25 protein-coding genes are annotated in these 24964 nt (G+C 60.0%); 14 read left to right on the forward strand and 11 right to left on the reverse strand.

Translation table 11 applies throughout. The features are described from left to right. Positions 1 to 192 precede the first annotated feature (192 nt). The 6 genes from A3GO_RS0108720 to A3GO_RS0108750 all read left to right on the forward strand — a co-directional run bounded on the left by A3GO_RS0108720 (position 193) and on the right by A3GO_RS0108750 (position 6999). Positions 193 to 831: a CBS domain-containing protein gene (locus A3GO_RS0108720; protein WP_470406611.1), complete on the forward strand. Its 639-nt coding sequence runs from the start codon at positions 193 to 195 to the stop codon at positions 829 to 831. A gap of 94 nt (positions 832 to 925) precedes the next feature. Then, positions 926 to 1384 carry a hotdog fold thioesterase gene (locus A3GO_RS23235; RefSeq protein WP_051302031.1) on the forward strand — a complete coding sequence of 153 codons (459 nt, stop codon included), beginning with the start codon at positions 926 to 928 and terminating at the stop codon, positions 1382 to 1384. A gap of 3 nt (positions 1385 to 1387) precedes the next feature. After that, positions 1388 to 2689, forward strand: coding sequence for a phenylacetate--CoA ligase family protein (locus tag A3GO_RS0108730; protein ID WP_029133072.1), 1302 nt, complete (start codon positions 1388 to 1390; stop codon positions 2687 to 2689). Between the two features lie 90 nt (positions 2690 to 2779). After that, positions 2780 to 4678, forward strand: coding sequence for a thiamine pyrophosphate-dependent enzyme (locus A3GO_RS0108735; protein ID WP_029133073.1), 1899 nt, complete (start codon positions 2780 to 2782; stop codon positions 4676 to 4678). 46 nt (positions 4679 to 4724) lie between these two features. After that, the gene (locus tag A3GO_RS0108740) at positions 4725 to 5327 is read left to right on the forward strand and encodes an indolepyruvate oxidoreductase subunit beta (protein WP_037375005.1); all 603 of its coding nucleotides are present in this window, start codon (positions 4725 to 4727) and stop codon (positions 5325 to 5327) included. Positions 5328 to 5661: 334 nt separating this feature from the next. Next, complete coding sequence (locus tag A3GO_RS0108750; protein WP_029133076.1) at positions 5662 to 6999, forward strand: class II 3-deoxy-7-phosphoheptulonate synthase; 1338 nt, start codon at positions 5662 to 5664, stop codon at positions 6997 to 6999. 624 nt (positions 7000 to 7623) lie between these two features. Here the strand turns inward: A3GO_RS0108750 and A3GO_RS0108755 are convergent. The 4 genes from A3GO_RS0108755 to A3GO_RS0108770 form a co-directional block, all read right to left on the reverse strand. After that, positions 7624 to 8700: a 3-deoxy-7-phosphoheptulonate synthase gene (locus tag A3GO_RS0108755; protein ID WP_029133077.1), complete on the reverse strand. Its 1077-nt coding sequence runs from the start codon at positions 8698 to 8700 to the stop codon at positions 7624 to 7626. Positions 8701 to 8918: 218 nt separating this feature from the next. Continuing rightward, positions 8919 to 9377 (reverse strand): YbaK/EbsC family protein, encoded by a 459-nt coding sequence (locus A3GO_RS0108760; protein WP_029133078.1) that lies wholly within the window; start codon positions 9375 to 9377, stop codon positions 8919 to 8921. Next, positions 9374 to 9973 carry an acyl carrier protein phosphodiesterase gene (locus tag A3GO_RS0108765; protein ID WP_029133079.1) on the reverse strand — a complete coding sequence of 200 codons (600 nt, stop codon included), beginning with the start codon at positions 9971 to 9973 and terminating at the stop codon, positions 9374 to 9376. Before A3GO_RS0108765 ends, A3GO_RS0108760 begins: the two co-directional genes overlap by 4 nt. Positions 9974 to 9989: 16 nt before the next feature. Continuing rightward, positions 9990 to 10580: a TetR/AcrR family transcriptional regulator gene (locus A3GO_RS0108770; protein WP_084609957.1), complete on the reverse strand. Its 591-nt coding sequence runs from the start codon at positions 10578 to 10580 to the stop codon at positions 9990 to 9992. A 97-nt stretch (positions 10581 to 10677) separates the two neighbouring features. Here A3GO_RS0108770 and A3GO_RS0108775 point away from each other — a divergent pair, with 97 nt between their 5' ends. Continuing rightward, positions 10678 to 11322 carry a peroxiredoxin-like family protein gene (locus A3GO_RS0108775; RefSeq protein WP_029133081.1) on the forward strand — a complete coding sequence of 215 codons (645 nt, stop codon included), beginning with the start codon at positions 10678 to 10680 and terminating at the stop codon, positions 11320 to 11322. 30 nt (positions 11323 to 11352) lie between these two features. On the opposite strand, the gene bioD is transcribed toward A3GO_RS0108775, so the two are convergent. From bioD to bioB, 5 genes are read right to left on the reverse strand one after another with little or no spacing between them, the layout of a single operon-like run. Continuing rightward, positions 11353 to 12030 carry a dethiobiotin synthase gene (gene bioD / locus A3GO_RS0108780; protein ID WP_029133082.1) on the reverse strand — a complete coding sequence of 226 codons (678 nt, stop codon included), beginning with the start codon at positions 12028 to 12030 and terminating at the stop codon, positions 11353 to 11355. A gap of 6 nt (positions 12031 to 12036) precedes the next feature. Continuing rightward, positions 12037 to 12939: a malonyl-ACP O-methyltransferase BioC gene (gene bioC, locus A3GO_RS0108785; RefSeq protein WP_029133083.1), complete on the reverse strand. Its 903-nt coding sequence runs from the start codon at positions 12937 to 12939 to the stop codon at positions 12037 to 12039. Further along, the gene (gene bioH, locus A3GO_RS23240) at positions 12932 to 13708 is read right to left on the reverse strand and encodes a pimeloyl-ACP methyl ester esterase BioH (protein ID WP_037375006.1); all 777 of its coding nucleotides are present in this window, start codon (positions 13706 to 13708) and stop codon (positions 12932 to 12934) included. Before bioH ends, bioC begins: the two co-directional genes overlap by 8 nt. Further along, positions 13705 to 14868, reverse strand: coding sequence for an 8-amino-7-oxononanoate synthase (bioF, locus tag A3GO_RS0108800; RefSeq protein WP_029133084.1), 1164 nt, complete (start codon positions 14866 to 14868; stop codon positions 13705 to 13707). The genes bioH and bioF overlap by 4 nt, the downstream gene beginning before the upstream one ends. Positions 14869 to 14900: 32 nt before the next feature. Beyond that, positions 14901 to 15917 (reverse strand): biotin synthase BioB, encoded by a 1017-nt coding sequence (gene bioB / locus A3GO_RS23245; protein ID WP_051302109.1) that lies wholly within the window; start codon positions 15915 to 15917, stop codon positions 14901 to 14903. A 124-nt stretch (positions 15918 to 16041) separates the two neighbouring features. Between bioB and A3GO_RS0108810 the strand changes: the two genes are divergently transcribed. From A3GO_RS0108810 to hisG, 3 genes are all read left to right on the forward strand, one after another. Next, positions 16042 to 16734: a ComF family protein gene (locus A3GO_RS0108810; protein ID WP_037375007.1), complete on the forward strand. Its 693-nt coding sequence runs from the start codon at positions 16042 to 16044 to the stop codon at positions 16732 to 16734. 145 nt (positions 16735 to 16879) lie between these two features. Next, positions 16880 to 17122: a YdcH family protein gene (locus A3GO_RS0108815; RefSeq protein WP_029133086.1), complete on the forward strand. Its 243-nt coding sequence runs from the start codon at positions 16880 to 16882 to the stop codon at positions 17120 to 17122. A gap of 247 nt (positions 17123 to 17369) precedes the next feature. Then, positions 17370 to 18248 carry an ATP phosphoribosyltransferase gene (hisG, locus tag A3GO_RS0108820; protein WP_029133087.1) on the forward strand — a complete coding sequence of 293 codons (879 nt, stop codon included), beginning with the start codon at positions 17370 to 17372 and terminating at the stop codon, positions 18246 to 18248. A 336-nt stretch (positions 18249 to 18584) separates the two neighbouring features. Here hisG and A3GO_RS0108825 read toward each other — a convergent pair whose 3' ends face one another. Next, positions 18585 to 19655 carry a class III poly(R)-hydroxyalkanoic acid synthase subunit PhaC gene (locus A3GO_RS0108825; RefSeq protein WP_029133088.1) on the reverse strand — a complete coding sequence of 357 codons (1071 nt, stop codon included), beginning with the start codon at positions 19653 to 19655 and terminating at the stop codon, positions 18585 to 18587. 1 nt (position 19656) lies between these two features. Then, positions 19657 to 20571: a poly(R)-hydroxyalkanoic acid synthase subunit PhaE gene (locus A3GO_RS23250; RefSeq protein ID WP_169720390.1), complete on the reverse strand. Its 915-nt coding sequence runs from the start codon at positions 20569 to 20571 to the stop codon at positions 19657 to 19659. A 219-nt stretch (positions 20572 to 20790) separates the two neighbouring features. Between A3GO_RS23250 and A3GO_RS0108835 the strand changes: the two genes are divergently transcribed. The 4 genes from A3GO_RS0108835 to dsrA all read left to right on the forward strand — a co-directional run bounded on the left by A3GO_RS0108835 (position 20791) and on the right by dsrA (position 24948). Beyond that, on the forward strand, positions 20791 to 21975 hold the full coding sequence (locus A3GO_RS0108835; RefSeq protein WP_029133089.1) for an acetyl-CoA C-acetyltransferase: 1185 nt from the start codon (positions 20791 to 20793) through the stop codon (positions 21973 to 21975). Positions 21976 to 22186: 211 nt separating this feature from the next. After that, positions 22187 to 22651 carry a polyhydroxyalkanoate synthesis repressor PhaR gene (gene phaR / locus A3GO_RS0108840; protein ID WP_029133090.1) on the forward strand — a complete coding sequence of 155 codons (465 nt, stop codon included), beginning with the start codon at positions 22187 to 22189 and terminating at the stop codon, positions 22649 to 22651. Between the two features lie 193 nt (positions 22652 to 22844). Then, complete coding sequence (locus tag A3GO_RS0108845; RefSeq protein ID WP_029133091.1) at positions 22845 to 23222, forward strand: phasin family protein; 378 nt, start codon at positions 22845 to 22847, stop codon at positions 23220 to 23222. Positions 23223 to 23700: 478 nt separating this feature from the next. Beyond that, the gene (gene dsrA / locus A3GO_RS0108850) at positions 23701 to 24948 is read left to right on the forward strand and encodes a dissimilatory-type sulfite reductase subunit alpha (protein ID WP_029133092.1); all 1248 of its coding nucleotides are present in this window, start codon (positions 23701 to 23703) and stop codon (positions 24946 to 24948) included. Positions 24949 to 24964: the final 16 nt, after the last annotated feature.

Consider the following 24964-nt stretch of genomic DNA (forward strand, 5'->3'; position numbering starts at 1 on the left):
CCCTGCACCACGCCTCCGGTCCCAACCGGCAGGTGAAGGATCAGACGCATACCCGCGGGTGTTTTCCTTCGTGTGCTTTGCGTCCTTCGCGGTTGAAATGTAGTTTTTAGGATAACCGGGCGGCCGCGCGGCGGCGCCCACTGGAATTAAGACAACACCGAGGTTGAAGACGCTATGTATGTGGAACAGATCATGACCCGTGAGGTGGATACCGTGACGGCGGATATGAAGCTCAGCCATGCGGCCCAGGTGATGCGGGAGAAGGGCCGGCGNTATCTGCCGGTGGTGGATGACAAGAACCACCTGGTGGGCCTGTTCAGCCAGAAGGAGCTGGACCGGGCCGAGCCCTCGGCCATCACCACCCTGTCGGTGGGCGAGGTGAACTATCTCACCTCCAAGATCACCGTCGGCGAACTGATGGTGCGCGAGGTGATCACCTGCGCCCCCGACACCCTGGTGGAGGAGGCCGGCCAGCTGATCCGCGACAAGCGCATCGGCAACCTGCCGGTGATCGACAACGGCGAACTGGTCGGCGTGGTCAGCGAGACCGATATCCTCGACTTCTTCCTCGATATCATGGGCTGCGGCCTGGATAACACCACCCGCATCGCCGTCAGCCTGCCCAACAAGGCCCGCGCCCTCGGCGGTCTGCTGCACCAGATCAACGACGCCGGCGGCTACATCGCCACCGTCGTCTCACCCGTCTCCCAGATGGGCAGCCCTCAGCGCGTCGCTATCGTGCGCTATGCTGCAGACAATCCCCAGGATGTGGATGAGAAACTGCGTCAGGACGGTTACACACTGCTGTCGGAAACACTGGCACGGCCGTGACTTTCCGGGCACACTCCGTCCCCACTGAAACGGTATCCCTTGCAACAGAAAGGACTTGGTCATCCCTGGTCCCGCGTTTAGAATAAGGTTTTTTATGTCGACAGAAACAGCACAACAGGCCGAGGCGATCGGCCATTGGATGGAGCAGCAGGACAAGTTTGCCCGACTGCTGGATATCAAACTGGATTCGGTCAAACCCGGATACGCCCGCGCATCCCTGACCGTGCGGCCGGACATGTTGAACGCGGTCAAGGTCACCCAGGGCGGCGTCACCTTTACCCTGGCGGATTTCGCCTTTGCGGTCGCCTCCAACTCCCACGGCACCACATCGCTGGCCCTGTCGACACAACTCAGTTTTCCCGGATCGAGCCGCGAAGGCGACCGTCTGATCGCCGAAGCCCGGGAGGAGAGCTCAACCAGACGCACCGGCCTCTATACTGTGGAGGTGAAGACCGGCGAGGGCCAGTTGGTGGGCCTGTTCAGCGGCACGGTATTCCGTCGATCTGACAAGATCGCGGAGTGGATGGAGAAAAATTCTTATCCCGGAGGATAAACAATGATACTGCATTCCGATTTCGAGACCATGCCAAGGGAAGAGCTGGAGGCGCTTCAGCTCAGACGCCTGAAAGCCACGGTGGAGCGCTGCTACCACACGGTTAAGTTTTATCGGAATGCGATGGACGAGCTGGGGGTGAAACCCGAGCACATCCAGCAACTGGGTGACATCCGTCACCTGCCCTTCACCAAGAAAGAACATCTGCGGGAGAACTATCCGTTCGGACTGTTTGCCGTACCCACCGAACAGGTGGTGCGGGTGCATGCCTCCTCCGGCACCACCGGCAAGCCCACCGTGGTGGGTTACACCAAGCGGGACATCCGCACCTGGGGACAACTGGTGGCACGCTGCCTCTCCGCCGCCGGCCTGCATCCGGGTGACCGATTGCACAACGCCTACGGCTACGGGCTGTTTACCGGCGGCCTGGGACTGCACTACGGCGGTGAGGAGCTGGGCGTCATGGTCACCCCGATGTCCGGCGGACAGACCCAGAAGCAGCTCATGCTGCTGCAGGATTTTGCCCCCACCGCCATCAGCTGCACCCCCTCCTACGCTCTGAACCTCGCCGAAGCCGCCGAGGAGATGGGGATCAATATCCGCAAGCTGCCGCTGCGGGTGGGTGTCCACGGTGCCGAGCCCTGGACCGAGGAGATGCGCTACGAACTGGAGTCCCGCCTGGGCATCGACTGTGTCGACATCTATGGCCTCTCCGAGGTGATGGGCCCCGGCGTCGGCAACGAATGTATCGAGGCGAAGAACGGCCTGCACATCTGGGAAGATCACTTCCTGGTGGAATGCGTGGACGTGAATACCGGCAAGGCAGTGCCTTATGGCGAAGAGGGCGAGATCGTCTTCACCTCCCTGACCAAGGAGGCGTTTCCGATCATCCGTTACCGCACGCGGGACATCTCGGTACTGGACAAGGCCCCCTGCAAGTGCGGCCGCACCCATGTGCGCATGCAACGCATCACCGGACGCAGCGACGACATGCTGATCATCCGCGGTGTCAACGTCTACCCGACCCAGGTCGAGGCGGTGTTGATGCAGAGCGAAACCCTCTCGCCCTTCTATCAGATCGAGCTGTTCCGCGAGGGCAGCATGGATACCATGGTGGTCAACGTGGAGGGCAGTCCGCCGCTGATGGAGCAGCCGCAGGAGGCCAGGGACCGCACCGCGGCGAAGGTAGTGCGTGACATCAAGGACTTTATCGGCGTCTCCTGTAAGGTGGTGATCAAGGACGTGGGCGAGGTACCCCGCTCCGAGGGCAAGGCGGTGCGGGTGATCGACCACCGAAAAAAGTGAATTCATCCTGCTTTGTAGTAGGATAGAGCGATTTCTGGGGGCTGGCTGATATGGCAGCCCCTATTGTTTCAAGCGTTAGAGGTGAACATTGTGAGTGCTGTCCCCCCATTGGCCGGTTCCAACCGGCGTTTCATGTCGGGAAACGAAGCCGTGGCACGCGGCGCCTGGGAGGCCGGCTGTAATCTCGCGGCCGCCTATCCCGGTACCCCGTCAACCGAAATCCTGGAGTTTGCCGCCCACTACCCGGAGATGTACACCGAGTGGTCGGTGAACGAAAAGGTCTCCCTGGAGGTCGCCATCGGCGCCTCTTTGGCCGGCAGCCGGGCGTTCTGCGCCATGAAGCATGTGGGCCTGAATGTCGCCTCCGATGCCCTGATGAGCCAGACCCTGGCAGGAGTCGGTGCCGGCCTGGTGATCGCCGTGGCCGATGACGTCGGCCTCTCCTCCTCTCAGAATGAGCAGGACTCCCGCTTCTGGGGCCGCTTTGCCCATGTGCCTTTGCTGGAGCCGGCCGACGCCCAGGAGGCCTACGAGTATACCCAGCGGGCATTCGAGCTCTCCGAACAGTTCAATACCCCGGTGATCCTGCGCCTGACCACCCGGATCTGCCACGTCAAGGGCGTGGTCAACTTCGGGGAACGCCGTGAGCATGAAAATGCCCAGGGCTTCGTCAAGGACCCCGGCCGCCTGATCATGACCCCCGGCGTGGCAAGACAGCGCCTGCCGATGATGTTTGAACGCGAGGCCGAAATTCAGCGCCACAGCGAATCCAGCAACCTGAATATCATCATGGACGGCAGTGACAAGCGCGTCGGTTTTATCACTTCGGGCCCCACCTACATGCATGTCAAGGAAGCCTTCCCGCATGCACCGCTGGTCAAGCTGGGACTCAGCTATCCGGTCCCCTTCGACAAGATCCGTGCACTGGCCAGCCAGGTGGACCAGTTGGTGGTGGTGGAAGAGGTGGAGCCGATCCTGGAGACCGAATTGAAGGCCGCCGGGATTGCCTTACTGGGCAAGGAGATCCTGCCCCGCATCGGCGAGCTGTCACCCAATGTGCTGCGTCCGGCCATTGCCGAACTGCTGGGCGAGGCGGTGCCGGAGACCGTGCCGGTCAAGGCGCCCATCGAGATCAAGCCACCGGCGCCGCGTATCGATCCGGCAACCGGCATCAACGTCTTTCCACGCCCGCCCACCATGTGCGTGGCCTGCCCCCACCTGGGCATCTACTACTGCCTGTCAAAAATCCGTAACACCACCATCTCGGGCGATATCGGCTGTTACACCCTGGGTGCCGGACACCCCTGGAATGCCCTGGACACCACCGTCTGCATGGGTGCCTCCATGGGTATTGCCCACGGTCTGGACAAGGGCCGGGTCGAGGCGGACAAGGATAAAAAGATTATCGCGGTGATCGGTGACTCCACCTTCATGCACATGGGCATGCAGGGACTGCTCGACATCACCTACAACAACGGCAACGTCACCATCCTGCTGCTGGACAACCGCGCGGTCGGCATGACCGGCGGCCAGGACAACCCCGCCAGTGGCCGCGACATCCACGGCAAGGAGTCGACGAAAGTCGATTTCCGCAAGCTGTGCGAGGCCCTGGGGGTAAAACCGGAGCGGATTCATGAGGTGAATCCCTATGAACTGCCGACCCTGTTTACCGCACTGCGCGACGAAGTGAAGATTGCCGAACCCTCGGTCATTATCACCAACCAGCCCTGCGTACTGATCGACTACTACGGCGCCCAACCGGCCCTGACGGTGGATGACGACAAGTGCACCGGCTGCGGCAACTGCCTGGATATCGGCTGCCCGGCGATCCTGGTCACCCGGCGCGAAACCGTGGTCAAACCGAACGGCAGCGAGAAGGAGCTGGCCTTTGTCAAGATCGAGAGCGGCGCCTGCACCGGCTGCAATCTCTGTCCCAAGACCTGTGGTCCGGACGCCATCCTGCCACTGGCCGACTACATTCGCCAGTGACCCGGAATCGATCAAAGAATTAACGAATCAGAATCGAGAACCTATTGTGAGCGAAAATACTATCACCAATATCCTGGTGGCCGGCATTGGCGGCCAGGGCGTCATGACCGCCGCGGAAGTCCTCTCCCAGACCGCCCTGTCACAAGGCTTCGATGTGAAGAAGACCGAGGTGGCGGGCATGGCCCAGCGTGGCGGCGTGGTCACCTCTCATGTGCGCTTCGGCACCCAGGTGCTGTCCCCGGCCATTCCGCCCGGTGAGGCGGACATCCTGGTGGGATTCGAGCCGGCCGAGGCGCTGCGCTGGTGCAGCCACCTGCGTCCCAGCGGCGTCGCCATGATCAACACCACGCGCCAGGAGCCACCGGTGGTGAGTCTCGGACTGTACGACTATCCGGAAGATCCGATCGGCGAGATCGCCAAAACCGGTATCGAATATCACGCCTTTGATGCCGGTGCCATCGCCAGGGAACTGGGCAATTTCAAGCTGGTCAACACGGTGATGCTCGGCGCCATCTCGGAGCTGCTGCCGTTTCCGGCCGAGGCACTGAAGAACGAGATCCTCGATCGCTTTCGCGGCCGCAAGCCGGAGCTGGTGGAGATTAATGAAAAGGCCTTCGAACTGGGCCGTCTGGCCAGCGCGGCGCATTAGGAGATGTCTGATCAATCTCCATCATTGTGAATAACCGCAAAGGACGCCAAGCAACGCGAAGCTGGTTGCGTTGGATCGGATTGATAATTCAGTCCATAAGCCAGTTGTCTGCATTTCCTTGGCGCTCCTTCGCGATCTTCGCGGTTCAGGCTTTTCTTCCGAATACCCAGGTGGCGCGTAGGTTGGGATGCGCGGAGCGAATCCCAACGCATACCGGCTCGTACAGACCGCCCCACTCCCCAAGCTGCTCGATTTCCGCTATGCTGGCCGGTGAAATGAACCGGTCGCGCAGCATCCGCACCCATCCGCTCCACCTGAACCCCGAGTCACATAGATGAATCATTGGCACCCCAAATCCTGGCAGGAGAAACCGGCCAAACAGCAGGCCAACTATCCCTCGGCGGACGCGCTCGATGCCACCCTGGAACAGCTCTCGCTGCTGCCGCCCCTGGTCACCTCCTGGGAGGTCGAGGCGTTGAAGAGTCAACTCGCGGCGGCGGCCCGGGGCGAGGCGTTCCTGCTGCAGGGTGGCGACTGCGCGGAAAACTTCAGTGACTGCAACGCCCAGATTGTTACCAACAAACTGAAAATCCTGCTGCAGATGAGCCTGCTGCTGATCCACGGACTGAACAAACCGGTCATCCGGGTCGGACGAATTGCCGGTCAGTTCGCCAAGCCCCGCTCCGCAGATACCGAGACCATCGACGGTATTACCCTGCCCAGTTATCGGGGCGATCTGATCAACGGCCCGGAGTTTACCCCGGAAGCCAGGATTCCTGACCCGGTTCGACTGCTGCGCGGATATGGACGGGCCGCCATGACCCTGAATTTTATCCGCGCCCTGTCAGACTGCGGCTTTGCCGACCTGCACCACCCGGAGAATTGGGACCTGGATTTCATGAGTCACTCCCCGCTGGCCGAGGAGTACCACCAGGTGGTGGCCGAACTGTCCCACTCGCTCAAATTCATGGAGACCCTGGGTGGCGCCAGAAACAGCGAACTCAACCGGGTGCAGTTTTTCACCAGCCACGAGGGCCTGCATCTGCACTATGAGCAGTCCCTGACCCGTCAGGTTCCCAACCGTAGCGGTTATTACAACCTGACCACCCACCTGCCCTGGATCGGTTTTCGTACCGCCGCCACCACCGACGCCCATATCGAGTACTTCAGCGGCATCCAGAATCCGGTCGGCGTCAAGGTAGGACCCGGTATGTCGGCGCAATGGATCGAGGAACTGGTGGAACGGCTGAACCCAGAAAACCAGGAGGGCAAGCTGCTGTTTATCCATCGCTTCGGTGTGGACAAAATCGCCGACGGCCTGCCGCAGCTGATCCAGGCAGTCAAACGGACCGGGCGGCATGTGCTCTGGGTCAGCGACCCGATGCACGGTAACACCGAATCGACCCAGAGCGGTTACAAGACCCGCCGTTTTGACAATATCCTCGGCGAACTGGAGCAGGCGATTGCGATCCATCAGAGCGAGGGCAGTATCCTCGGCGGCGTCCACTTTGAACTGACCGGGGATGATGTGACCGAGTGTATCGGTGGCGCCCGCGGCCTGGATGAGGCGGGGCTGAAACGGGCCTACAAAACCCAGGTAGACCCGCGCCTCAATTATGAACAGGCGCTGGAGATGGCCCTGGCAATTACCCGCAAACTGGGGCGCACATAAAGGCGGGCCTTCGAGTCTGTCCGACTCATGATCTGTAGGTTGGGGCGAGCCCGCGAACCCCAACATTTGGCATCGGGTGAAACCGGCTGTTGGGATTCGCTCCGCTCATCCCAACCTACACTCTGACCATTCCCGCAAACAACGGCCCCCGCAGGGGCAGGCCCCCGTGCCTCTCCGCGGCATAAGTCCATCCCTTCCCAAAGCCGCTCCCGGCTATCCATGGCCTCCACGGCATAAGTCCATCCCTGGACAAAAAAACAGGCCGCGTTGCGAATTCGCAATGCGGCCTGTTGCTGTTCCGTGGTCAAATCTGTCCATGGTCAGGGTGATGGGCCAAAGGCAGTATCGAAGTAGCGCGATCGCCCTGATCAACTCCTCCTTTTGGATTAAGGCCGCAACCTCCTTGCGGCCTCTTTTTTGTCATGACAATCCGATGTCTGGATCGCCAGTGCAAGCTGCCCTAGGAGTCTGTCGGACTTGACCGATCGTAGCGAGGGAAGGCCGATTTGAGACAGATTTTTTGATCTTTCGAGGCAAATAGTGGACCTATTTAACGAGGAAGATCGGAAAATATGGCCAAACCCGGCTTTTCCGCAGTAGATCAGTGTTAAGTCCGGCAGGCTCCTAGGATTCGAGCCGGGCAGGCAACGCATCCTTCAGCTTCGCCGCCATACTCCGCAGCAGCTTCTCGTTGGTTTCCCAATCGATACAGGCATCGGTCACCGAGACACCGTATTTGAGCTCACTGAGATCGGCCGGGATGGACTGGTTGCCGAACTCCAGGTTGCTCTCCAGCATCAGGCCGGTGATCGACCTGTTACCCTCGACGACCTGGTTAACCACGTTTTCCGCCACCAGTGGCTGCAACTCGGGTTTCTTGCTGGAATTTCCGTGACTGCAGTCGATCATGATGTTTTCGGGCAGTCCGGCCTTGCGCAACGCCTCTTCACAGAGTGCCACGTTCACTGAATCATAATTGGGCCCGCTATTGCCGCCACGCAGGATCACATGTCCACAGACATTGCCCTTGGTCTGGATCACCGTCACCTGCCCTTTCTGGTTAATACCGAGAAAACTGTGGGGGTTGGCGACCGACTCCAGGGCGTTGATCGCCACCGCCAGTCCACCATCGGTGCCGTTTTTAAAGCCGACCGGCATGGAGAGTCCGGAGGCCATCTCACGATGGGTCTGGGATTCGGTGGTGCGCGCGCCAATCGCCGCCCAGGAGAAGAGATCGCCCAGGTACTGGGGATTGAATGGATCCAGCGCCTCGGTCGCTACCGGCAGATCCAGTTCAGCCAGCCAGACCAGCAGCTCGCGTGCCTTGTGCAGCCCCTCCTCGATATGAAAACTGTCGTCCATGCGCGGATCGTTGATCAGTCCCTTCCAGCCGACGGTGGTTCTGGGCTTCTCAAAATAGATGCGCATCACGATATAGAGGGTATCCGCCAACTCATCATGCAGTTTTTTCAGCCGCAGGGCGTAATCTTTGGCCGCTTCCACATCATGGATGGAGCAGGGACCGGTCACCACCAGCAGGCGGTGGTCCTCCTTGTTGAGGATCCGCTTGATGGTCTGCCGCGCTTCGATGACGTGGCGTTCCCCTTCGGCTGACAGGGGCAGGTGGCGTTTCAGGTCAACGGGCGAGATCAGTACCCGCTCGGCCAGCAGATTGGTATTTGTCAGGCTGTCTTTGAACATTTTCGAGCTCGATTGTACAAAAAAGGTTCTGAAGAATAGGAGATTCGCCGGCCTTTTGCCACCTCTGGCCGGCAGAATCTGCTGCAGTCGCAGCAAAAAACCCTGGAAAGGCATTATAGTGTCGCGTCTGGCCTGTTGTGGAGCGACATGATTGCAGTATAAATTCACCCCACCGCCTCTCTCGCATGGGAAGCGCACAGCGGGTCTAATCGGCGAATTCAGCGCTCCATCACATCCACCACCCGGCCACCGGTGACCTGTTGCAGCTGTTCAAAGGTGAGCGGGACACCGGAGGCGTCGTTTCCCGCCGCCGGATAAACCAGTGGATAGTCGGCCAGACCGATATCCAGCAGCGTCTCCACCCCTTCGACCCCGAACGGACAGACGCCACCGGGACGAAAGCCGGTCACCGCCTCGGTCTCATCCCCCCTGGCCATGCGCACCTTGGTGCCGGTCTCGCTCTTCATTTTTTTGCTGCAGACCCGCCGGTCACCCGGGCAGACCGCCAGGTAGAACATGCCGTTCTTGCCCTTGAACAGCATCGATTTGGCTATCTGGCCCACCGCCACGCCAATACGCTGTGCCGCCAGCTCGGAGGTGGGCGTGCTGCCCGGTTCGAACTCCAGTGCCTTGAGGCCGTGGGTTTTCAAGATGTCACTGACTCTGTCCGGTATCACGGTCGATTCATCCGCTCCTGTTGTTGTACAAACACTATCAGTTCCGGAAAGAACTGCCTGAAATCCTGCGCCAGTTCAGGATAGTGCCGGCGCACCTCTTCCATTGCCCCGGCCAGCCGGTTTGGTTGCCGCATGCGCTGAGACATGCGCTGGTAAACCTGCCCGATCACCTCAAACTCCGCATAGGAACCGAGCCAGTCCTCCCGCTGCATGCGCGGCGCCAGAGCACGCAGTCGTGCCGGCAGGTCATTCCGTCGCCGGTCCAGGAGCCGGTAAATCTCCTGGATGAAACTTTGCCGGTCCTGCCCGCTGAACTCAGACCAGTAACTGCTGAGGAAATGGTCGTACAGTATATCGAGAATGATGCCGCTGTAGCGCCGGTAGGGGGCTGCTATACGCCGTCGGCTCTGTACGACCCAGGGGTTGTCATCGGTAAAGCGGTCCACCTGACGGTGCAGGGCGATCCCCCACATCACCCCTGGAGAATAGTCCTTGGCCAGGGTCTGCAGGCGTCCGCGGGTGAAGTCGGCGATCAGACTGCCGAGTCGTTCGTCCGGATCCTCGGATGCCAGAAACAGGTGCGCAAGATAGTTCACCGCCCAACCCGGCCGATCAACGGTAAAGTACAGAGAGCAGCTGTTCCACCACGCTCTCAAGCTCCGTTCTAGGCGGTCGGGTCTGGCCATAGAGGCGCAATCCCCGCACACCCACCAACAGAAAACGCGCCAGCGCGGCCGGATCTTTCTCCTTCGCCAGCTCACCGCTGGCCTGGGCAGCGACCAACGCATGCTGAAACTGCCGCTCATGACTGCGGAACATCTCGTCCAGGCGCCTGGTCAGCGCCTCGTCCTCCGCCTCTTCCGCCAGTTCGGTGGCGGTATTGATCATCAGGCAGCCCTTGATGGAGCTCTCATCCCCGATCTGATCCAGTAGCTGGCCAAAGAAACAGCGGATGCCCTGTAGCGGGCTGTCTCCACTCTCCAGGGCTTGCCGAATCGACTGGCTGCTGCGCTCGAAATAGAGCTCCAGGGCCGCCATGAACAGCTGACGTTTATTTTTGAAGGCGCCGTACAGACTGCCCGGGTGCAGGGCCAGCTGGTCGCTGAGACGCTGAATGGAGGTACTCGCATAGCCGTAGCGCCAGAAAATTCGCATCGATTTCTCCAGCGCCGCTTCACGATCAAATTCTATTGGACGAGCCATGACTTTACTTTAACAAGATATTGAGCGATCATTCAACTAACAATTATTGAACGATTGATCAATAACTGATCTGCCACCATCCAACCAGGAACACATCATGGGACTACAGCAGCAACTTGAAGAACAGAAAAAGAGCACCATCAACAAGGCCTCGCCGGAGATTCTTCAGACCATGGCCCAGGCAACCGCCGACCTGAAGGCATCGGGGATAGAAAACCAGGCCCTGGGAGCGGGTGATCGGGCGCCGGAATTCACCCTGCCCAACGCCCGTGGCGAGGAGATCCGCCTGACCGATCTGCTCAGTCGCGGCCCGGTGGTAGTCAATATCTATCGTGGCGGCTGGTGCCCCTACTGCAATCTGGAGTTGCGCGCACTGAAGGAGAAATTGCCAAAGATTGAAGCATTGGGCGCTTCACTGGTCGCCATTGCACCGGAAAAGCCGGACAAGGCGGCAGAGACCTCGACCCGTCATGATCTTGAATTCGAGGTATTGAGCGATCAGGGCAACCAGGTATCACGGCAGTTTGGACTGGTCTTCACGCTACCGGAATCGATACGCGCCATCTACGCCAGCTTTGGCACCGATCTGCCGGCCTACAATGGCGATGAGCGCTTTGAATTGCCCCTGCCGGCTACCTACGTGATCCGGCCGGACGGACAGATAGCCTATGCCTTTGTCGATGCCGACTACACCCGGCGCATGGAACCGGCGGAGATTATCGAGGTGCTGCGCGCACTGTAACAGCGGATACGAACAACGCTACCGGGTCGATCAAAAGTCCGCCGGCAGTTGCAGGCAGTCGCTGACCGCTTGCGGGGTCAGTGGCACCTGCCAGGGCACCAGCCCCAGGCACGGGATGTCGAGTCGCTGTTTCAGGGTTTCGATATTGGCGTCCCGTTCTTGCATAGCCGGATCCACCTGGTTGCCGATCCAGCCGGCCAGACGGGCCCCGGACGCCCGGATCGACTCCGCACTCAGCAGGGCATGATTGATACAGCCCAGTCGCAACCCCACCACCAGGATAACCGGCAATCCGAGTAACACGGCCAGATCCGAGATGCTCTGCGCCGGGCCCAGCGGCACCCGCCAGCCGCCGGCCCCCTCCACCAGCACCCGATCCGCGCCAATCGCCAGTTGATTGAAACAGCGTCCTATCTCAAGAAAGTCTATTGTCTGTCCCGCCCGCTCCGCCGCCAGGTGGGGTGCGATCGGGGGTTCAAAGCAGTAGGGATTGATCTGCCCGTAGGCAATGGCGCGTGAGGCCTGCGCCTGCAGTTGCAGGGCATCACTGTTTCTCAGGCCCGCATCGGTCTGCTCGGCACCCGCAGCCACCGGCTTCATCCCCAGCACCTGCAGCCCGCGGGATTGCAGCTGGGCCATCAACCCCAGGGTCACAACCGTCTTGCCGCTGTCGGTGTCGGTACCGGTGATGAAATAACCGCTGGCCATAGCGGTTCAGCCGCTCCGGCCGGCCCGATTCAGATCACGGCCGATACTGTCCAGGGCAATGGACGGGGCGTTGGAGCGGTGGCCCGCTTCGGGCGCCCAGGCGTGGCCGTAGACCACCTCATAGCTGGCCGGCAGCAGGCCGTCCTGATCACGGCGAAACGCCTCGTACGCGGACTGCATCGCCTGCAAGCGTCCCTTGCCGGTGAGCCCCCTTGGCCGATCATGGTTGACATTGTGGGCACCCAGGATCTTCAGATCTTTCATCAGCCCGCTGACCCGTTCGTAGGTGAGGGTCATGCGATCCACGTCCATCACCGGGTCCGCCAGCCCGGCACTCAGCAGGGCGTCCCCCACATCGTGCATGTCCATGAAGGTACTGACATGGGCGCCGCTGTCCACGGCCGCCCAGGCCGCCCGCAGCTCTTTCAGGGTGTCCGGCCCGAAGGTGGTGAACATCAGCAGCCCACCCGGCCGCAATACCCGACGGAATTCGGCAAAAGTGGTATCCAGGTCATTGCTCCACTGGATGGCGGCATTGGAGTAGATCAGATCAACACTCTGTTCCGCCACTGGCAACTGCTCCAGGTCGCCACAGATACAGCGCGGCTTACGCAGCCAGCCACCACGCTTGCGCGTCTGCAGCAGCATGGGGAAGGCAAAATCGAGTGCCAGTACCCGGGATTTGCGATAGCGCGCCGCCAGGGCGGCGGTGGCCACCCCGGTACCGGCACCGATATCCAGGATCACCTGCGGTTGCAGCCGCACCAGTTCCAGCCGCTCCAGCATGCGTTGACCGATCTCCCGCTGCAGCACCGCCACCTGGTCGTAGCGTTCGGCGGCACGGGAGAAGGCGCGACGCGCCTGCCCCTTGTCTATACGGTTGTCGATGCGGTGTTGTCGGTCAGGCATGGTCCGGTTCCAGGAAGTGATTCAGCGCTCGCAGGCACTGTCGCGGGTGGGAGAGAAACGGGGCGTGGGCGCAGCCCTGCAGGATCAGAATCTCGGCCGCCGGCATCAGCCGCTCCAGTTCGTCACAGAGATCGGCCGGCACCAGGGTGTCACGCTCGCCGAACAGCCACAGCGTAGGGCAACGGATATCCCCCAGCCCGGCCCGCAGGTCCACCGTGCGCAGCAGCTCCAGGCCATGCTCCAGCGCCAGCGGATCGGCCTCGGGGCGCAGGGCTATGTCCTGACGCAGCAGGCGCAGGGTCTCGCGGGCCGCCTCATCCCCCTGCACCTGCAGGTAGAGAAAACGCTCCAGGGTCTGATGGTGATCCCGCCTTAACGCCCGGGCAAACTGAGTCAGGGTAGCCAGCGCCATGGCGTGAGGCCAGCCGTCTCCCACCACAAAGCGGGGGCTGGCGGTCACCATCACCAGGCCACTGATCCGTTGCGGATCCCGCAAGGCCGCCCGCTGGGCCAGCTGACCGCCCAGCGACCAGCCGATCCACACCGCCCGTTCCGGTGCTGCGGCCAGGCAGGCAGTGACCCAGTCATCCAGGGTCGAAGCAGCCGGGTCGTAAGCACTCGCCCCGTGTCCCGGCAGCTCGATGACGGTGACCCGAAACGCCTGGGACAGCTCGGCAACCACCGGCGACCAGACCGCCGCATTCATGCCCCAGCCGTGCAGCAGCACCAGTTCCGACCCGTCTCCGGTTGTCTCGACGAACAGCCTCAAACACCCATCTCCCGATTGAGTTTTCCGAGCGCCTCCAGCAGCCGGTCCAACTGATCGACCGTGTGGCTGGCCGAGAGGGTCACCCGCAGGCGGGCGCTCCCTTCCGGCACGGTGGGTGGGCGGATCGCAGTCACCAACAGGCCCTGATCCTCCAGCCCCTGGCTCCAGGCAACGGCCTGTTCGGCACTGCCGGCCAGGATCGGCTGGATGGCCGTCTCCGACGCCATTAACTCGAGGCCCAGCTGAGCCGCCCCCTCCCGAAAGCGGGAGATCAGCTGCTGCAGCCGCTCACGCCGCCACCCCTCCGCCTGCACCAGGCGCAGGCTGGCGCGGGTCGCCTCCGCCACGGCGGGTGGTAGCGCGGTGGTATAGATATAGCTGCGGGATTGCTGAATCAGGGTCTCGATCAAGGCCTCGGAACCGGCCACAAAGGCGCCAAAGGTGCCGAACGCCTTGCCCAGAGTACCCATGAGAATCGGCACCGCCTGATCATCCAGACCAAAGTGATCCACGCTGCCCCGACCATCTCGCCCCAGCACGCCGATGCCGTGGGCATCATCGACCATCAGCCAGGCCTGCTGCTCCTGGCAAATTCGCGCCAGTTCCGGCAACGGGGCCAGGTCGCCATCCATGCTGAACACACCATCCACCGCCACCAGGGCGTCACCGCCGCTCTGGCAGGCCATGCGGGCAGCCAGGGCGGCCAGGTCATTGTGGGGATAGCGCTTCAGCTCGGCCCGGCTGAGCAGCCCGCCATCGATCAGCGAGGCGTGATTCAGCCGGTCCTGGTAGAGGGTATCCCCACGCCCCAGCAGGGCGGTGATGACCCCCTGGTTGGCCATGTAGCCGGTGGAGTAGAGCAGCGCGCGCGGCCGCCCGGCGAAGGCCGCCAGCTCCTCCTCCAGGGCGTGATGGGCGGCGCTGTGACCCGACACCAGATGGGCCGAGCCGCTACCGGCGCCGTACTGACCGGCGCCGCGCTGCAGGGCGGCAATCACATCGGGATGATTGGCCAGTCCCAGGTAGTCATTGCTGCAGAAGCTGAGCAGGCTCTTGCCGTCCATCTGCAGCAGTGGCCCCTGGGCACTGTCCAGCACCCGGCGTCTGCGGTAGAGATGCTCGGCCCTGCGCCGCTCCAGTTCCGGTTCCAGTGGTCGCATGGGGATTGCGTTGTCTTGTGACAGGGCTGCGATCAGGAGAACTCGGCCGCCAGGCGCACCTTACGCTTGCTGTCACACTCCTTTTCGGTGGCCTGCAACTCCCGGGTCTCCTCGAAATGGAGCCCAAGGCGTTCAAACAGCTTGCGATCGGCGTCGGCTTCCGGGTTATCCGTGGTCAACAACCGTTCGCCGTAGAACATGGAGTTAGCCCCGGCCATGAAGCAGAGCGCCTGCATCTCATCACTCATCTCGGTACGTCCGGCCGACAGGCGCACATAGGACTGCGGCATCAGGATGCGGGTTACCGCAATGGTGCGGATGAATTCGAACGGATCCAACGCGGCCGTGCCATACAGGGGCGTCCCCTCCACCTGCACCAGCATGTTGATCGGCACCGATTCCGGGTGCTTCGGCAGATTTGCCAGCTCCCGCAGCATGGAGGCACGGTCACGGCGCGACTCGCCCATGCCGAGGATACCGCCGCTGCAGACGTTGATCCCCAGATCGCGCACCCGCGCCAGGGTGTCCAGCCGGTCCTGGTAGGTACGGGTCGTTACCACGTTACCGTAGAACTCCGGCGAGGTATCCAGATTGTGATTGTAGTAGTCGAGACCCGCTTCCTTGAGGCTTTGCGCCTGCTGTTCGGTCAGCATGCCCAGGGTGACGCAGGTCTCCATGCCCATATCGTGCACGGTGCGTATCATCTCCACCACACGCTGCAGATTCTTGTCGGTGGGATTGCGCCAGGCCGCCCCCATACAGAAGCGGGTTGCCCCCTTATCCTTCGCCTCCTGGGCCGCACGTTTCACTTCATCCAGCGGCAGCAGTTTCTCCTTCTCCAGGTCGGTGGCATGCTTGGCGCTCTGGGAGCAGTAGCCACAATCCTCGGAGCAGGCGCCGGTCTTGACACTCAGCAGGGTACTCACCTGCACCCGGTTGGGGTCGAAGCGCTGACGATGAACACCCTGCGCCTGAAACATCAGGTCATTAAACGGCAAATTGAGCAGAGACTCGATCTCTTCCAGGCTCCAGTCGTGTCGTGTCGTCATATCGTTCATCTCGGACTCTGTCGGTAGTAACGGGGATAGTGGATAATGCACCGCTGGCAGGAGACACCCGGCCAGCCCGCTATGATACCGGAGCAGGAGTGCTCGTCAACCAAAACGGATTTGCATGGTTTACAACTGTATTAATAATATACTATCCCTGATCTATCCGGATTACTGTCAGCTCTGTAACGCCCCCGCGACGGACGGTATCTGCGCAGGCTGCTGGCAGGAGCTGCCACACAATAGCCACGGATGCCGGCAGTGCGGATTACCGCTGACGACAAACCGGGAAGCGGTGTGCGGCCACTGCCTGAGGCACCCACCGGCCGTTGATCGCAGCCTGATTCCATTTCTCTACACCACACCGATTGACCGGCTGATCGGACAGTTTAAATTCTCCGCAAAACTGCCCCATGGCCGCATGTTGAGCCGACTGCTGCGAGTGCATCTGGAGCAGTACGCCACAATGCCCGACCTGCTGATACCGGTTCCCCTGCATCCCAGCCGCTTGCGCCATCGCGGTTACAACCAGGCACTGGAGCTGGCTAGGCCCCTAAGCCGCCACTTTGGCATACCGCTCGATTTTCGGAGCTGTCGCAGGATTCTGCATACCCAACCTCAGAGCGAGCTGAAAAAACGCCAACGCAAACGGAATATTCATGGCGCCTTCCAGGTCACCGGCCCGCTGCCGGCAACCCATGTCGCGCTGGTGGACGATGTGGTCACCACCGGCAGTACCGTCAACGAACTGGCCAGACACCTGAAGCGGGCGGGGATAGCACGGGTGGATGTCTGGGCCGTGGCGCGCACCCCTTGAACCGATGGACTGACCGGGGGAGCGGTAACGTCAATCAGTTGCCGTGCATCATGTTATGACCGGCGTCGCCCCCTATAATCATAAGTGGTGTAACCAGACACCGAACCCACAACGACATCTCAATACCTGACACAAGGAGATAGCCATGCTCGGAGAAACACACGACATCCTCCACGAATTTCCCAACCTGGAGGAGACCATCAGAAATCTTCGCCATAACGACGTCCAATTTGCCGGACTGGTGGAGAAACACGACAACCTGGACAACGAGATCCGCAACCTGGAAGAGCTCAATCAGCCGATTGATGATTTTGAAATGGAAGAGATGAAGAAGACCCGGGCGCTATTGAAAGACCAGATCTACCAGTACCTGCGCGACAACAGATAACTTGGCGTACAAAAAATAATATCCATTTCCCCGGCTGCCCCGGAACCGGGGAAAAGCCGGTGGATACGTGGCACTTTTCGCCCCACCAGGGCAGCCATGTTGGCGCGCGGAATGGTGCTGGGTGGATAAACGTGAGCGTTTCCACCCCGGCACTGTTGTCAGTGCCGGTCAGCCGAATGGATATTCATCCCGATAACCGGGTAAAATCACCCCCGCATTTTTCATCACTGACCAAATAAAGAGCCCTATGTCACAACTGAAACTCGGTATCCCCAAGGGTAGCCTGGAGAGCGCCACTCTCTCCCTGTTCAAACAGGCCGGCTGGAATATCACGCCCCGATCACGCAACTACTTCCCGTCCATCAACGACGCTGATATCAGTTGTGCCCTGGTGCGCTCCCAGGAGATGGCACCCTATGTCGCCAACGGCACGCTCGATCTGGGACTCACCGGACACGACTGGATTCTCGAGACCGAGTCGGAAAATGAGCTGCAGGAGATCTGTGAACTGGTCTACTCCAAGAGTTCCGACCAGCCCTGCCGCTGGGTGCTGGTGGTGCCCAAGGAGTCACCGATTCAATCCATCGAGGACCTGCAGGGCAAGAAGATCTCTACCGAACTGGTCTCCTTTACCAAGCGCTATCTGGCAGAGCGGGGAGTTCAAGCCCAGGTGGAGTTTTCCTGGGGTGCAACCGAGGCCAAGGTGGTGGAGGGACTGGTCGATGCGGTGGTGGAGATCACCGAAACCGGCAGCACCATCAAGGCCCACGGCCTGCGCATCGTCTGTGACATACTGCACACCGAGACCCGCCTGATCGCCAACAAACAGGCGATGCAGGACCCGTGGAAGCGGGAGAAGATCGAACAGATCGCCACCCTGCTGCAGGCCGCGCTGACCGCCCGCCAGAAGGTGGCCCTGAAAATGAACGTGCCGGCGGACCAGCTGGAGCTGGTGGTTGGCATGCTGCCCAGCCTGCACGCCCCGACCGTCAGTCATCTATACGACCAGGAGTGGCTGGCAATAGAGACCGTGGTTAACAGCGGTGAGGTTCGTGATCTGATCCCGCGCCTGAAGGCGGCCGGTGCCGAGGGAATCCTGGAGTACGAACTGCGCAAGATGATTTGATTGCCGCGCTTGCCTCAGCCGGATTACCCACAAAGCTCAGCCAAGGTCGGAAACCGTTTATACTGATCCTGTCCCAATTGTGTGCGGGTGTTGTTTTAGCTTCGGCATTCACCCCGGATAGGGTGGCGCCTCGCCGCGAATTCAGCCCGGAGCGGGCCTCCTACAGCTCCACTCCTTAACCAATAGGTTAGGGTGAGCCTGCGAACCCCAACATGTGGCATTAACATGGAGCCGCCGTCCGTTGGGGTTCGCTCCGCTCATCCCAACCTACCCTTGCTGCTTTATCGATATTTGCGCGTATTCGTTCATTCGCGGCTTGATTTCCCGCTTTCCAGATCAGCGCGCATCCAGCCACTGGCCGATGTTGGAAGGAATCAGCGCCTGGGCCTTGCCGCTGACATAGATGCCGATATGGCCGCCGGGAAACGCCAGTTCGCTGTAGTCCTTGCTCGCGGTCAGCCCCTTCAGGGCCCGGGAAGCGGCCGGGGGCACCAGATGATCCTGCTCGCCGTAGATATTCAGTACCGGGCAGGTGATATTCTTCAGCTTTACGGTCTTTTCACCCAGGGTAATCTCGCCCCTGACCAGTCCGTTCTGCTGATAGAACTGTTTGATAAACTGGCGGAAGGTCTCACCGGCCTGGTCCGGGCTATCGAATATCCACTGCTCCATGCGCAAAAAAGTCTCCACCTGAGCATCATCCTCCAGGATATCCACCAGGTGCACGTACTTCTGGCCGGCCAGTGTAAACGGCCTCAGTGCCAGGAAGGTCCAGTTGAGGAAATCACCCGGGATATTGCCCTGCACATCCACCAGCAAGTCCACATCCAGATGCTGGACCCAGGCGCTCAACATATTGTCCGGGGTATGGAAATCGACCGGCGTCACCATGGTCACCAGATTGCGGATCTTCGGCTGGTGCAGCGCGGTATAACAGAGACTCATCGCCCCGCCCTGACAGATGCCGAGCAGATTGATTTGATCGACTTCATGCCGCTCCCGCAGATGGTCGACACAACGGTCGATATAGCCATTGATATAGTCATCCAGGGTCAGGTACCGGTCGACACTGTCCGGATAGCCCCAGTCGATCAGATAGACCGGCTGCCCCGACTCCAGCAGGTTCCTGATGGTTGAACGGTCCGCCTGCAGATCTGCCATGTAGGGACGATTGACCAGGGCGTAGACAATCAGCAGCGGCACCGGATTGGGCGTGTCAGGGGCAGTCGTGACGGGCAGATAGCGGTACAGGGTGAGCTTGTCCTCGCGGTAGACCACTTCGCGGGGAGAACTCCCGGTCCCACCACCACCGGTCGCGCACAGACGCTCGGCACCCGCCTGCAGCTTGCGACTGTAATCCACCACCTCTTCAATCAGTTTTTCCGGATTTAACTCGATGGGCGCCATACTATTTTTCCACCGGGGCCGCTTTTTTCCGGGTACCGGGTCGTTTTTTTATCGGCACCATGGCCTGCCGCATGGCAGCAACTTCGGCCCGCAGTGACTTGATGGCCTGCCGATCCTGATGCGCCCGCTGTTCCAGTGCACGTACCGCCCGGGTGGTGGGCATACCCAGGGCCGTAAAGGTCTCATCCAGCATGTCACGCATCTGCTGCTTGACCGCCATCTGGCTGTTGATCAGCTCCCCGTAGAGCTTGACGTATTCCGCTGTCATGGCCTGTTCGGCATACACGCCGTCACAAGCTGACACCCAGATATCGTAGAGCGTACGAGCAGAATCGATCCGTGCTCCCTGCCCGTCAAGACTCGCTATCTCATCCTGCAATCGACTGATAGAGCGATTACCCAGATCAGTCAAAAACAGCTCATAGGCCTGACGCGCCTTCTGATAACGCAGCAGACGGGAGATCATCTCCCGCTGCTGGGTCTGACCATGGTGTCCCAGGCCCAATCCAGGCAAGGCAAACAGCCGTTCCATATAGTCACGGGAACTGTCTATCGTCGCCTCGGACAGCAGCTCTTCCGGCAGCGGATTCATGGTGCCGGTAATAGCGGCGATAATCCCGCGCAGATCGCCGAACGTCTGCTGAACCGCCGACTGCCAGCCCGAGCCAGCCTCCGGCCCTTTCTGAGCCTCGACAAACTTTTCAGCCAGCTGGAACAGTTGACGACCCTGGGCCAGCGTCTTCTCCAACAGCTCCTGGATCTGCAGTGGTGCGGTGGGTGCCAGGGTCTGCCACCACTGATTGAGCGCCTGCTCCCAGGGATTTGCGGAGGATTCTCCTGCGGTACCTTCCTTTCCGACACGCGCCGACCACTCAGCCCAGTAGTTACGCTGAGCCTCGAGCCAGTCATCGTTCAAGAAGCCACCGTCTCCCATTAACCATTAACCCTACTATCATTACAACGCTGCATACTAGCACGCAAACCGGTGTAGTGCGGTGCAGCAATTTGCATTACACTGGAGCGTATGTAGTAGAACTGAATACTCCGGGCGCCATCCGGCGCAACCATCCAAGGGGTGTCGGCTGCACCAGGATTTCGCGGCCCCCCCTGCCCATGACAGCAAAAGGTAATGCGTATGAGTGATAACATCGTAATCGTCGCGGCAGGCAGAACCGCTATCGGCAGCTTCTCCGGAACCCTGTCCGGCATCCCTGCCAGTGAGCTGGGCGCCAAAGTGATCGCCGGCCTCCTGGAACGCACCAAACTCTCACCTGAGCAGATCGATGAAGTGATCCTGGGTCAGGTGCTGACTGCCGGCTGCGGACAGAATCCTGCACGCCAGGCCACCCTGGGCGCCGGCCTGCCGCAAGAGGTTCCCGCCATGACCATCAACAAGGTGTGCGGCAGCGGCCTGAAAGCCGTGCATCTGGCCATGCAGGCGGTCGCTTGTGGCGACTCGGAAATCGTCATCGCTGGCGGCCAGGAGAACATGAGCCTGGCCCCCCACGTGGTACCCGGCTCCCGCAAGGGCCAGATGATGGGCGACTGGAAACTGAAAGACAGCATGATAGTCGACGGCCTGTGGGACGCCTTTAACCAGTACCACATGGGCGTTACCGCCGAGAATGTTGCGAATAAGTTCAAGTTCAGCCGCGAGGCCCAGGACCAGTTCGCCGCCGCCTCACAGCAGAAAGCCGAAGCCGCACAGAAGGCCAATCGCTTCCAGGACGAGATCATCCCGCTGGAGATCCCGCAACGAAAGGGCGATCCGGTCATTTTCAGCAGTGACGAATTTCCACGCCACGGCACCACCGCCGAGACCCTGGGCAAACTGCGTCCCGCCTTCGATCGTGACGGCACGGTCACCGCCGGTAACGCCTCAGGCCTTAATGACGGTGCTGCTGCGGTGATCGTCATGAAGGAGAGCAAGGCCCTGGAGTTGGGACTGACCCCGATGGCGCGCATCAAGGCGTTTGCCGCCAGCGGCGTCGATCCCGCCATTATGGGTACCGGGCCGATCACCGCTACCACCAAATGCCTGGAAAAAGCCGGCTGGTCGGTCAGCGACCTGGATCTGGTCGAAGCCAATGAGGCGTTTGCCGCCCAGGCCATGTCGGTCAACAAGGAGCTGGGCTGGGATGCGGAGAAGATCAACGTGAATGGTGGCGCCATCGCGCTGGGCCATCCGATCGGTGCATCCGGCGCCAGAATCCTGGTCTCCCTGCTGCACGAAATGGCTAAACGTGACGCCAAGAAGGGGCTGGCAACCCTGTGTATCGGCGGCGGTATGGGTGTAGCCCTGGCCGTTGAACGCGCCTAGTAAATCGCTGGAACCGCGGGGCTGACCTGGGATCTCTCCAGATCAGCTCCGCTTTTTCCCCTTCCCTGCCCACCGAGAATGATTTAAACGGCCGTGACGGGCATCCCCTCAGCTATTTTTCAAACCACACAGACCAAAGAGTTTTCCCTTTGCCAATATTCCCGGGTAAACTGTAACTGCAGATGTGATTTCATGTTGAGGATCCCGCTTGATGTCTAGTACCAGAATTATAAAAAAGTACCCTAATCGTCGCCTCTACGATACGGAATTGAGTCGCTATATCACCCTGAGCGACATCCGGGAACTGGTTATGAAGGGAACGGATTTTCAGGTGGTTGACACCAATACCAACGAAGACCTTACCCGCTCAATCCTGCTGCAGATCATGCTGGACGAAGAGTCCGGCGGCGAGCCGCTGTTCAGCGCCAAGATGCTGTCCCAGATCATCCGTTTCTATGGCGGCACGGTACAGGGCATCCTGGCCCGCTACCTGGAAGAGAGCCTCTCCATGTTCGTGCAGCAGCAGGATCAGCTTAACAACACCGTCGGCACCGATCCGGTGAAGGCGATCACCAACATGGCTGAACAGAACATGCGCATGTGGGCCGACATGCAGAAGAATTTTTTCAAAGCAGCCGGTCTTGCCGGTGCCGGCAACAGAAAAAAAGAAGAATAATCCTCAAGCCATCCCACATTAACCATCTAGTAAGAGCTTCTCCGCCGTCGGTCCGGCCTGCCACGGCGCTGATCCAAGCGATACGGATTGTGCGTCGCACAATTTTTTTCGGACCCCCTATTGACACGACCCCCTCCACCTTTTATGCTGCAATGCAATATTATTGCAACGCACAATTCCTGGAGAGCGCGCAATGAAAGATCCAAAGGCAAATCTTGAACTGATCAAAGAGTTCGGTATCAACGGCTACGAAAATATCCGGACCCTGGCGGAAATCAACCTGCGCACCTGGGAAAAATTGATCGAAAAACAGATGGATACTTTCGGCCTGTTGGTGGATACCGGTATCGAGCAACTCTCGGTCAACAGCAAATCCAGTGACCCAAAGGAGCTGTTCAACAGCCAGGTCGCCTTGAGCAAGAGCCTCAGCGAAAACCTCGCCGGCAAGGGTCGTGACGCAGTCAACCTGGCAACTCAGGCCGGAAATGAGTATCGCAGCTGGCTGGAAAACGGCATCAATACCTTCAACAGCAAAGTAACTGCCGCGGCTGAAGAGGCGTTGAAACAGTAACTATTGTCCGCATCCGCCGTTGCGGATGCGATGAAATCCCGAAGGCCTCTGGCGGCCTTCAGGCAGAAATCCTCCTCTCTCTGAACAGTGCATAGAGAGATTTTCGCCCGGCTCCCCGCCGGGCATTTTTTTTAAAACCTCATTAATTACCGCCAAGCACGCAAAGAACACAAAGGAAAACAGTAGCTTGTATTCGTGACATCCTTCCTCTACCAGGCGGGACAAAAGGAATACACGCCATTGCATCGCTTGGCGTACTCTGCGTTCTTCGCGGTTGAATCAAAAAACCAAGGGTCGCGGACAGTTCACATCCAGCCACCGCTCGCATACCCCAATTACCCAGTGGTTTACTTGGTATTGGTTTGATCTATCATCATCGTCAAGCCCCCATAGATAGGCGGGCCACACTCTAAAGGCAGTCCCGGAGCGACATCTCGACTCAATATTCCGGGTGACTGGTAATTTTGGGAGGAGCAGTATGACAAAACCAATGCATGATACCCCGATGCTGGATCAGCTGGAGGGAGGTCCTTGGCCGAGCTTTGTTACCGGCCTGAAGCGTCTGGCAAAAAACAGCGACATGATGGTCGACCTGCTGGGTCAACTCGAAACCTCGTACGAAACCCGAAAAGGCTACTGGAAAGGCGGCACCGTCGGTGTCATGGGCTACGGCGGTGGTATTATCCCCCGCTTTACCGAATTGAAGGACGCCAACAACAAGCCGCTGTTTCCCGCGGCTGCCGAGTTCCACACCCTGCGCGTCATACCGCCACCCGGCATGCACTATGACACCAAGACCATCCGTCATCTTTGCGACATCTGGGAGAAATACGGATCCGGCCTGATCGCCTTCCACGGCCAGTCCGGCGATATCATGTTCCAGGGCTGTACCACGGAAAATGTGCAAAAGGCGTTTGATGAGATCAACAAGGCGGGCTTCGACCTGGGTGGCGCCGGCCCGGCCGTGCGTACCGGCATGTCCTGTGTCGGCGCGGCGCGTTGCGAGCAGTCCTGTTATGACGAGGCGCGGGCCATGCGCACCTGCGTGAATGCCAATCTGGACGACATGCACCGTCCGGCTCTGCCTTACAAGCTCAAGTTCAAGGCATCCGGTTGCGCCAACGACTGCATGAACTCGATCCAGCGGGCCGACGTGGCGATGATCGGTACCTGGCGTGATGACATGAAGGTGGATCAGGCGGAAGTCCAGGCATTCGTGGCAAAGAAGGGTCGCAAGTACACCATCGATAACGTGATCACCCGCTGCCCGACCCAGGCACTCTCCCTCAACGATGACGACACGCTGGTGGTGGACAACCACAACTGTGTGCGCTGCATGCACTGTATTAATGTCATGACCAAGGCGCTCTCACCCGGTGACGACAAGGGTGTGACCATCCTGGTGGGCGGCAAGCGCACGCTGAAAATTGGCGATCTGATGGGCACGGTAGTCGTGCCGTTTCATAAGCTGGAGACCGACGAGGATTTCGAGTGGCTGGAAGAACTGAGCACCAACATCCTCGACTTCTTTGCCGAAAATGCCCTGGAGCACGAGCGTACCGGTGAGATGATCGAGCGTATCGGCCTGATCAACTTCCTGGAAGGCCTCGGTCTGGAGATCGAGCCGGAGATGATCTCCCAACCACGCACCAACCCCTATGTCCGCACCGACGACTGGGATGAGCAAGCGGCGAAATGGAACGAGCGTAAATCAGGGGCTATCTGACCCTATCCCATCTCAT

It is taken from the genome of Sedimenticola selenatireducens DSM 17993 (genome assembly GCF_000428045.1).
Classification (GTDB): domain Bacteria; phylum Pseudomonadota; class Gammaproteobacteria; order Chromatiales; family Chromatiaceae; genus Sedimenticola; species Sedimenticola selenatireducens.